Annotated in this window: 6 protein-coding genes; 1 reads left to right on the forward strand and 5 read right to left on the reverse strand. The window is 41.3% G+C overall.

The window, feature by feature from the left end:
* Window positions 1–337 precede the first annotated feature (337 nt).
* Complete coding sequence (pta, locus tag ACWXWT_RS18235; RefSeq protein WP_456043000.1) at window positions 338–2,485, reverse strand: phosphate acetyltransferase; 2,148 nt, start codon at window positions 2,483–2,485, stop codon at window positions 338–340.
* A 62-nt stretch (window positions 2,486–2,547) separates the two neighbouring features.
* Window positions 2,548–3,750 carry an acetate kinase gene (gene ackA / locus ACWXWT_RS18240; protein ID WP_456043001.1) on the reverse strand — a complete coding sequence of 401 codons (1,203 nt, stop codon included), beginning with the start codon at window positions 3,748–3,750 and terminating at the stop codon, window positions 2,548–2,550.
* 225 nt (window positions 3,751–3,975) lie between these two features.
* Here ackA and yfbV point away from each other — a divergent pair, with 225 nt between their 5' ends.
* Window positions 3,976–4,413, forward strand: coding sequence for a terminus macrodomain insulation protein YfbV (gene yfbV / locus ACWXWT_RS18245; RefSeq protein WP_456043002.1), 438 nt, complete (start codon window positions 3,976–3,978; stop codon window positions 4,411–4,413).
* A gap of 53 nt (window positions 4,414–4,466) precedes the next feature.
* Here yfbV and pflA read toward each other — a convergent pair whose 3' ends face one another.
* The 3 genes from pflA to ACWXWT_RS18260 form a co-directional block, all read right to left on the reverse strand.
* Window positions 4,467–5,204: a pyruvate formate lyase 1-activating protein gene (pflA, locus tag ACWXWT_RS18250; RefSeq protein ID WP_456043003.1), complete on the reverse strand. Its 738-nt coding sequence runs from the start codon at window positions 5,202–5,204 to the stop codon at window positions 4,467–4,469.
* A 78-nt stretch (window positions 5,205–5,282) separates the two neighbouring features.
* Entirely contained in the window at window positions 5,283–7,565 is a 2,283-nt protein-coding gene (pflB, locus tag ACWXWT_RS18255) for a formate C-acetyltransferase (protein ID WP_456043004.1), read from the reverse strand.
* A gap of 387 nt (window positions 7,566–7,952) precedes the next feature.
* Entirely contained in the window at window positions 7,953–9,479 is a 1,527-nt protein-coding gene (locus tag ACWXWT_RS18260; protein ID WP_456043005.1) for a DUF3360 family protein, read from the reverse strand.
* Window positions 9,480–10,243: the final 764 nt, after the last annotated feature.

Genomic DNA, 10,243 nt, shown 5'->3' on the forward strand with positions numbered 1-10,243 from the left:
TTTTTATTCGCATTTTTTTCTTGTTTGGAGAGGTTAAGTATTTCTTTATCAGTAAGAGAAGTCATACATAAAGATTAATAAGAGGTGATACTTTGATTAGATCACATTTTAATCATAATTGGTATAACGCAGGAGCTTGTTACCGAGAATCACTATTCGCTTCAATCATCTGCCTTGCCTACAGCACTTTGAACTCCCGCTGAAAGATTACATATTTAATAGGATTGATATAAATCAGCCGACAACAGGCATATAAAAAAAGCACTGATAATAATCAGTGCTTTTTTCGTGGTCAATTATACGAATTAGGATCTATTGAAGACCGAAATTTCGAATATTATTTCGCACTGTTTTGTGCCGCTTGAATAGCTGTTAACGCAATGGTGTAGACGATATCATCGACTAATGCACCACGAGATAAATCGTTAACTGGTTTACGCATACCTTGAAGCATAGGGCCTATACTGATCAGATCTGCACTTCGCTGTACCGCTTTGTATGTTGTGTTACCCGTGTTTAAGTCTGGGAATACAAAGACAGTCGCTTTACCTGCTACAGGGCTGTTAGGTGCTTTAGAAAGCGCTACGTTTGGCATTACTGCTGCATCGTATTGTAATGGACCATCAATGATTAAGTCTGGGCGTTTCTCTTTGGCAATTCGAGTTGCTTCACGCACTTTATCAACATCCGACCCCGTGCCTGAAGTACCGGTTGAATAGCTGATCATTGCAACACGAGGCTCTATTCCAAAGGCTTTTGCTGATTCAGCAGATTGAATCGCGATATCGGCAAGTTGTTCTGGGTTAGGATCTGGGTTAATCGCACAATCACCGTATACTAAGACCTGATCAGGCATAAGCATGAAGAAAATTGACGACACTAAACTTGAACCTGGCGCAGTTTTAATTAGCTGCAATGGTGGTCGAATAGTATTTGCAGTGGTATGAATTGCACCAGAGACAATACCGTCGACTTCATCTTGAGCTAACATCATGGTACCAAGTACCATATTGTCTTCAAGTTGTTCACGTGCAACGACTTCAGTTAACCCTTTGCTGCGACGTAATTCGAGCATTGGTTCAATATATTTTTCGCGTACGTTTTCAGGCTCAATAATTTCAATGCCTTCACCTAAAATCACGTCTTGTTGTGATGCGACGCGTAAGATTTCTTCACGGTTACCAATTAACACACAACGAGCAATACCGCGGTCGGCACAAATAGATGCAGCTTTAACAGTTCTTGGCTCTTCACCTTCAGGCAGTACGATAGTTTTACGAGCTGCTCGTGCCAGTTCTGTTAGCTTATAACGGAATGCTGGTGGTGATAAGCGATGTTCTCTAGGAGAATCCTGAGTGACACTTTCAATCCAAGTTTGGTCAATATGACTGGCAACATACTCTTGTACACGTTCAATGCGCACCGCATCATCTACAGGAACTTCGTGGTCAAAGCGTTGAATGTTTAGCGAGGTTTGCCATGTATTCGAATCGATTAAAAATACCGGTAAACCTGTTTCAAAAGCTTGTTCGCACAGTTTCATTATTTCTGGTTCTGGTTCATAGCCACCAGTAAGCAATAAAGCACCAATTTTGACGCCATTCATTGCGGCTAAACAGGCTGAAACAATTACGTCTGAGCGATCGCCAGAGGTCACCAGTAATGAATTGGTTCGAATGTGAGTGACCATATTAGGCAAGCTACGAGCACAAAATGTCACTCGGCGCATCCGGCGAGTATGCATTTCACCTGCATTAATGATTTTGGCATTTAAATGCTTAGCCAAATCTGAAGCTCGTGGTGAAATTAACTCTAAATTGTATGGCACACTGCCTAAAATACGCAGCGGGCTTTTGCCTGGCAATTGGAACATGTCAGAACTGTCTATGGCATTAATTTGTTTGTCATCAAACACTTCAGATAAGTCAGGGCGTGTACGACCTTCATCATCGACAGGAGCACCAATTTTATTAATTATGGCACCGATCAAGCGTTTGTTTTTCAGTCCGCCCCAAGAGTTATAGGCAATTTCTAATCGATTCATTAACCCATTAGGCGTATCAACACCAGGGGTTGCGATGAAAATAACATCAGCATCAAGTGCTTTGGCAATTTCGTAGTTAATATCATCAGCAAAAGGATGATTACGTGTTGGTACTAATCCTTCAACGACTAAGGTTTCTGTATTGCTGGCGCATTCAGCGGCTCGGGCAATAATTTGCTCCATTAATACATCGATTTGTTCTGCGCGAATTAAGGCCTCTGCGTGAACCATTGTAAATGGCTCTAACGGGTTAACCGTTGGTGAAGTACTTAAAATAGTGGTTGAACGTTCTGGACCCGTATCACCGTGACGGATTTGTGCAATAGGTTTGAAAAATTGCACTTTAACGCCTTTACGTTCTAGTGCACGAACCATACCTAAGCTAAGTGATGTTAATCCAACTCCAATACCAATTGGAATAAGCATTATATTACGAGACATGACGACCTCTTTTGTACGTTTTGTTCATGTAAATTAACGGATTATTAAACGAGGTTACAAACTTATTTAGCTGTAATCAGCTTGATAGAGTCTTCAGCAATAACCCATTCTTCATTCGTTGGTATGACCATCGCAATAGGACTACCTTCTTGAGTAATAATACCTTCGTTGCCAAAACGAGCAGCTTTATTTAACTTGTCATCAACTTTGAAGTTAAAAATCTCCAGTAAATTAAGTACTTTTTCTCGTATAAGATCGGAGTTTTCGCCAATGCCACCAGTAAAGATGACGGCATCTAAGCGACCTAATGGTACGGTGTAAGAGGCGATGTATTTGGCTAAACGGTAACAGAAAATGTCTAATGCAAGCGTGGCACCTTTGTGGCCATCTTGATAACCTTCTTCAATTCCACGGCAATCATTGGTGAGTTCAGAAATACCCAGTAAACCACTTTGTTTATTCAACAGGTTATTCACTTCATCGAGGGTATAGCCAAGCTGTTTGACTAAATGGAAAATAATTGATGGGTCTATATCACCACAACGAGTGCCCATAACTAAACCTTCTAATGGGGTTAATCCCATAGAGGTGTCAACACTTTTACCGCCTTTAATGGCCGTTACCGATGCGCCATTACCTAAGTGAGCACAAATAACATTCGTATCTTTAATGTCTTTGCCTAATACTTTTGCTGCTTCGCGACACACAAAGAAATGGCTAGTGCCATGCATACCATAACGGCGAATACTGTGTTCACGATATAATTTGTAAGGGAGCGCATAAACATAGGCTTTTTCAGGCATTGTTTGATGATATGCCGTATCAAATACTGCTACTTGTGGCAAATCAGGAAAAGAGGCTATTGCTGCTCGTATACCAATTAAATGTGCTGGATTATGCAATGGTGCTAATGATGCACAATCTTCAATGCCTTGGATCACTTCTGGTGTAATAATGACTGAGTGAGTAAATTTTTCACCACCGTGAACAATACGATGTCCTACAGCTTTAATTTGAGCTGCAAGTTGTGGTTGGGCTGCTAATATATTATTAACAATATATTCTACGGCTTCACGATGTGCGGTAAAGGCACCTAATTTGGCTTCATGTTTTCCGCCATTAAATTTCCATTTAATGCGAGAATCTTCTAAACCAAAACATTCAGCTAAACCGGAAATTTGTTCATCGCCTGATTGAGCATCAATGATGGCAAATTTTAATGATGAGCTACCGCAGTTGAGCACGAGTACTAATTTGTCGGACATGTTAACGCCTTATAAGTCAATGAAACTAAATAAAATAGTAAAATTCCATTTTTGTGAAAGTTTATGATTATTCATAAACGTCATACATCGGTGTTCTTGCTGTGATTTGCGTCAGGCAAGTAAAATTACCGTGACAAGCAAATCGGTCAGTGCATTTTGAGCATGACACTGTATTATGTAATGTTAAATTCACGTCCGAGCCGATAAGGGGGCCTTATATTGAACATGAATCTGGTTAAACTACTTGGCGACGGTCAACGTTATATGAAGACTTGGCCAATGGTTAGGCAACTTGGGTTCTATTTCCCAGAGTACCGTGTCGTCAAAGCGACTCAATTAGCCATTATCGCGATGCCTGTTTTGGCACTAATCGTTACGGCCAGCCAACTATATGTTTTTGGTTGGGATCATTTGCCGCAAGCGTTAACTATGTTGCTATTTTTTATTAGCCTGCCACTACAAGGCTTATTATGGCTAGGTTGGCGAGCCCGCCATCCGCTGCCTCTATCGTTATTCAATTGGGGCAATCAACTCAGTTCAACATTGACTGAGATGGGTATCAATTGTCAGCCTTTAGGCGCGAAAGCCTGCTATTCAGATATGGCGGCTATTTTAAAATTGGCCTTTGAGCGTTTAGACCGTAGTTATTGGGATAAATTGTAATTCATCTTTTGTATAAGCGGCCGCTAATTTACATCTGTTTATTGTTATTATGATTAAAATGTCGCTTTAATGCCTCTATCTAAAAAAACCTGTTGAATTTTCTGCATTGTGTCTGTACTTGGTGGAGAAACATCTGCCAAAGTATAGGTTTCACCAAAAGCTTGCCATTTATGTTCCCCTAAAGGGTGATAAGGCAATAGTTCAACTTTTTCGACATTTGCCATTTGCTTGATGAAGTCTGCTAGTGCAATGGCTGATGCAATATCTTCGGTAAACCCTGCAACAACAACATAACGGATCCAAGTTTTGATATTTCGTTTAGTCAGATATTGTGCAAATTGTAATGTCCGATGATTGCTGACATTGGTTAACTCGATGTGTTTAGCATCATTCATTTGCTTAATATCAAGTAAAACTAAGTCTGTATTGTCGAGCAACTCATCAATCACGGGTTCGTACTTACGGACAAAGCCGTTAGTGTCCAAACAGGTGTGAATGCCTTGTTTTTTACAGGCTTCAAATAATTCGCTTACAAATTGAGCTTGTAAAATGGCTTCACCACCGCTAGCTGTAATACCGCCGCCGCTTGCATCTAAGAACGGTTGGTAAGAAACGAGTTGGCTCATGATGTCATCAACTGACATTAATTTGCCCCCGTCAAGATCCCATGTATCACGGTTATGACAATATTGGCAGCGCATTAGGCAACCTTGCATAAACGCGATATAGCGGATTCCCGGTCCATCTACGGTACCGAATGACTCCACTGAATGTATGCGACCTAACGTCATGTTTGTTCCTTAAATGTCGACAAAAAAAAGGCTGTATCGAGAATGTTGCTTCTTCGATACAGCCAATTTTAGCAGAGACTACAGACCTTTAGTGAAAGTACGAGTGATAACGTCTTGCTGTTGCTCTGGTGTCAGTGCATTGAAGCGTACTGCATAACCTGATACACGGATGGTTAACTGTGGATACTTATCTGGATTTACAATAGCATCCTCAAGCATTTCACGGTTCATCACGTTTACGTTTAAGTGCTGACCACCTTCACGACTTGGCTTACTCACAAAATAGCCATCCATCAGTGATGCTAAATTAGTACGACGGCCAGTGTCATCTTTACCTAATGCATTTGGCACAATTGAGAAAGTATAAGAAATACCATCTTGAGCGTGGGCAAAAGGCAGTTTAGCTACAGATGTTAGTGAGGCAATGGCGCCATTTTCATCGCGACCGTGCATTGGGTTTGCGCCTGGCGCAAATGGAGCACCAGAACGACGACCGTCTGGAGTATTACCGGTTTTCTTACCATAAACCACGTTAGAGGTAATTGTTAAGATTGACTGTGTAGGAATGGCGTTGCGGTACATTTTTTTATCGCGAATTTTAGCCATAAAACGTTCAACTAAGTCACATGCAATGTCATCTACACGTGGGTCGTTGTTACCAAATTTTGGATAATCGCCTTCGATGTCAAAATCAACTGCAATACCGTCTTCGTCGCGAATGGGCTTAACTTTGGCATATTTAATGGCTGATAGTGAGTCAGCAGCAATTGATAAGCCTGCAATACCACATGCCATTGTGCGACGTACATCACGATCATGAAGAGCCATCAACGCAGACTCGTAAGAGTATTTGTCATGCATGAAGTGAATTGTGTTTAACGCTGTAACATAATGTGTTGCTAACCAATCCATTAAGCCATCTAAGCGAGACATCACATCATCAAATTCCAATACATCAGCGGTAATAGCATCTGCTTTTGGTGCAATTTGTTTTTTCAGTTTTTCGTCAACACCGCCATTGATAGCATAAAGCATGGTTTTGGCTAAGTTTGCTCGAGCACCGAAAAACTGCATGTGTTTACCAACTACCATTGGGCTAACACAGCAGGCGATAGCGTAATCGTCAGACTCAAAATCAGGACGCATTAGATCATCGTTTTCGTATTGAATTGAGCTAGTGTCAATCGACACTTTTGCACAATAACTCTTAAAGCCTTGCGGCAATTTTGTTGACCACAATACAGTAATGTTTGGTTCTGGACTTGCACCCATGTTGTATAATGTGTGTAAGAAACGGAAGCTAGATTTGGTCACTAATGTACGACCATCTACACCCATACCGGCAATTGATTCTGTAGCCCAAATCGGGTCGCCAGAGAATAATTCATCGTATTCTGGAGTACGTAAGAAACGCACCATACGAAGTTTCATTACAAAATGGTCAACCATTTCTTGTGCTTGTTCTTCAGTAATCAAGCCACTTTTTAAGTCACGTTCAATGAACACATCAAGGAATGTTGAAGTACGGCCCAATGACATAGCCGCGCCATTTTGGCTTTTAACCGCAGCAAGGTAACCAAAGTAAGTCCATTGGATAGCTTCTTTAGCATTTTTTGCTGGTACAGAAATATCACAGCCGTATTTTGCGGCCATGGTTTTCATTTGACCTAGTGCACGATGTTGTTCTGCAATTTCTTCACGTAATTGAATCACGCTTGATAAATCGTCACCGGCTTCCATTTGTGCTTGTAATGAAGCAAATTGGTTAAATTTGTCTTGCATTAAATAGTCAATACCGTACAACGCGATGCGGCGATAATCACCAATAATACGACCACGACCGTAAGCATCAGGTAAACCTGTTAAAATACCAGATTTGCGACAAGCCATGATTTCAGGAGTGTAAACATCAAACACGCCTTGGTTATGAGTTTTACGTAATTCTGAGTAAGTATATTGTACGTCTGGGTTCAGTTCGCGGCCATAAGCTTTGCAAGAACCCTCAACCATACGAATGCCACCATTAGGTAACATGGCGCGTTTTAATGGTGCGTCTGTTTGTAAACCTACAATAGTTTCAAGATCTTTATTGATGTAACCAGCATCGTGCGACGTGATAGTGGATACCAAATCTGTGTCGAAGTCGACTGGAGCATGAGTTTGGTTTTCTAACTTGATGCCTTCCATCACTTTATCCCATAGCGATAAAGTAGCATCAGTTGGGCCTGCTAAGAATGACTCATCACCCTCATACGGCGTGTAGTTTTTCTGGATAAAGTCACGCACGTTAACTTCAGTTTTCCAATCGCCTGCTACGAAACCTTCCCACGCGTTGGCAAATAGTTCGGTTTTATCTGTCATTTACTTAACCCTCTGGTTGATTTTCGACGGATGCCATAGCAAGTAAAACTGGCATTGTTATCCGTTGAGTATTTGCATTCTGTTGTCTAGGCATATTCGCTAGACTGAGTCGTTTACCGCTTCTGCGACATTCTTGGCAATCTGTTTGCCTTACTCACTTAATGACGCTGCAGATGTAGTAACCGGCTAATGGTTTAAATTGGTAAGACCATTTATCCATGCGTTAATAATAGCACAAGAAATCGGTGTTCTAATCAGATTTCGTTAACAGAATGGTAAAAGTGTTAACTGGCTAACAAATCCTTTTTTTCTTAGCTGTGAGTCAGGCAATAAAAAAGCGAAACTAAGTTAGTTTCGCTTTTTAATCAGTTAATCATTCCAGATTAACTATAGCAGAGCAGGGATACCTTGGATCATTCCTACTGCCAACATTGCTGCTAAACAAATAACAAAGGCTAAGCTTGGTATCACAATACGGTCAGCAAAAGATAAGGTTTTAGGTCGTTCCTTATCACCAATTAACCCATTGTTATCTAACAACATAGTTAATGCCCAAGCTAAAACTGGATTTGCCACAAAAGAAGCAAAAATGCAGATGCCAGCAGCTTGACTGCTCGTCGTGTCTTTAACCATTTGTAAACCTGCTTCAAGTAACGGTAAGAAAACCCCTACTAATAGCGCAATTGACATAACAGGGCGCCATACGGTTACATCCATTGGGTAACCAATGACAGCCACAATAATGCATAAACTGCCCAGCAAAATAGCACCCGCAGGAATAGGGCGTTTGGCTATCGCAGCAGGGATCATATATGTCCCCCAAGATGAGGTGATATTACCGCCACCTACCGCTGTACCAACGATCTGTCTTACTGAACAAGTCGTCATGGTGTCATCCACGTCCATCAGTACTTTTTCCGCACCTTTTGGGTAGTTTAATTCTTGGAATATACGGTGGCCAAGAAAATCTGGAGACCACATGGCAACGGCAAGGATGGCGAACGGTAAAGACGCAATAAAGTGAGCGGTGTTGGGTAAGCCTAACTGCCAGCCGTGTTCAGTCGAACCCCACCAATAAACAGGGTTTAGGTTGGGAATGCCAGGGGCTGTGGTAAATTGTAAATCCAAACCTGCACCTAAGCCAAATGCCAATACAATAGCGGCGATAGAGCAAAGTGGAATGGCCAACCAACGTTTGCCATATTTAGCCAAAGCAGCGTAGATAATGACGTTAATTAGTAGTATCGCAAACGCAACGTATCCGAGGGAATAGTCTAAGCTATGCTTGGCTTGCAAGCCTCCAGCCCAATCAAATAACGAGCTTATCTGGCTCTTTGCGCCCATAAATCCAAGGAACACCAATAAGCCGCCAGCGACTCCACTACTGGTGAGGTTGACCAGTTTTGAGCCACCTTTAACATAACTTAAAATTAAGCCAAATATACCAATAAGGATGGCTAAGGCTAAAGGGTGAGCTCCGGCAAGGGCGATGGTACCGATTAGAGGGATCATTGGTCCATGATTGCCACCAAGATTTGCTCTTGGATTGATGAAACCAGAACTAATGATGCAAAATAATAGTGCAGGTATTAGCATTTCTACACGTACTATCTGGATAGCAAAATCAGCACCAAGATTAACGTGTTCCCATTTTTCACTTAATCCAGCGGCCCAAGCTGCCATTACGGCTGAATACATCACCGTAATACCAATGGTTCCGGCAATGGCTGGGACTAAGTCTTCCCATTCAAAGCGAAAATCACGTCCAGGAAGGTTGAGTCCCCAGCGCCTTGGTTTCATTATTTTGAGTTCATTTTCTAAATAGGCGTCGCGAGTTTCAAACTCGCTTGCAGGGCGGTGAAGTTCGCTGTAGCTAGCTTCTAGTGTTTCTGCGTTGCTGACATTTTCTGACATAATTTGCTCATTCTCCGAAAAGAACAGGTTAATCCATCAAATGATGGAGTTTGAGTGTGTTCCATTGAAGTGATGGCGACCATGAGAGTAGCATGCCAGCGAGCCTCTAATGGCTCTTATCACTTTGCTCAACTGCAATATTTTATAAGAGATGTATTACAGTGATGTCCTTATTGCTTTGGTAAGACCAATTTACCTTGGTGATTTTAACATAGTGAAGAGGTTGCATCACTTGGTATCAAATAAGTTGAGATTTTGTTTGCCAAAAGTGAGAGTTGTATAGCAAGTTGACTGTAAAATTAGATCAGTAAAGCAGCTTAAAACCTAGCACACGCAGCAAATTTGGTTTTAAAATGTTGCGCTTTATCAATATAACTGATAGCGGTTGCGGTTCGAGTTCAGTTTTGTTTAAGCTTTGTTAGCATTTTGATAAACCAGCGAACTGATAAAAGTCTTTCAGAAGCCATTATTGTGACCATGGATATCTTTTTTGAATCCAAATATATCGTGAGACAACATCACATCATGTTAAGGCTGATGATAGTAATCCTACAGGCAACCTCTACTAGTTGCTTTGTCTATTGGGAAATCTATTTTGTGTTGTATGACAGTGTAATACCAATCCCATTAAATATCGGGTCAGTTCAGAGTCTCTCAGGTTTTTCAATTCAAGGCACATTGATGTAGAAATGGTTGTTGCCTTTTAAATCGATGTAACACAGAAGTGGAATACCTGAGAGACTCCATTCTGGCGGGTTTCAAAG

The organism is Shewanella sp. A22 (genome assembly GCF_053850585.1).

Coding starts and splice junctions, on each gene's coding strand:
- ackA (WP_456043001.1), bottom strand. CDS start 3,750: ATGTCCGACAAATTAGTACTCGTGCTCAACTGCGGTAGCTCATCATTA.
- pflB (WP_456043004.1), bottom strand. CDS start 7,565: ATGACAGATAAAACCGAACTATTTGCCAACGCGTGGGAAGGTTTCGTA.
- yfbV (WP_456043002.1), top strand. CDS start 3,976: ATGAATCTGGTTAAACTACTTGGCGACGGTCAACGTTATATGAAGACT.
- pflA (WP_456043003.1), bottom strand. CDS start 5,204: ATGACGTTAGGTCGCATACATTCAGTGGAGTCATTCGGTACCGTAGAT.
- pta (WP_456043000.1), bottom strand. CDS start 2,485: ATGTCTCGTAATATAATGCTTATTCCAATTGGTATTGGAGTTGGATTA.
- ACWXWT_RS18260 (WP_456043005.1), bottom strand. CDS start 9,479: ATGTCAGAAAATGTCAGCAACGCAGAAACACTAGAAGCTAGCTACAGC.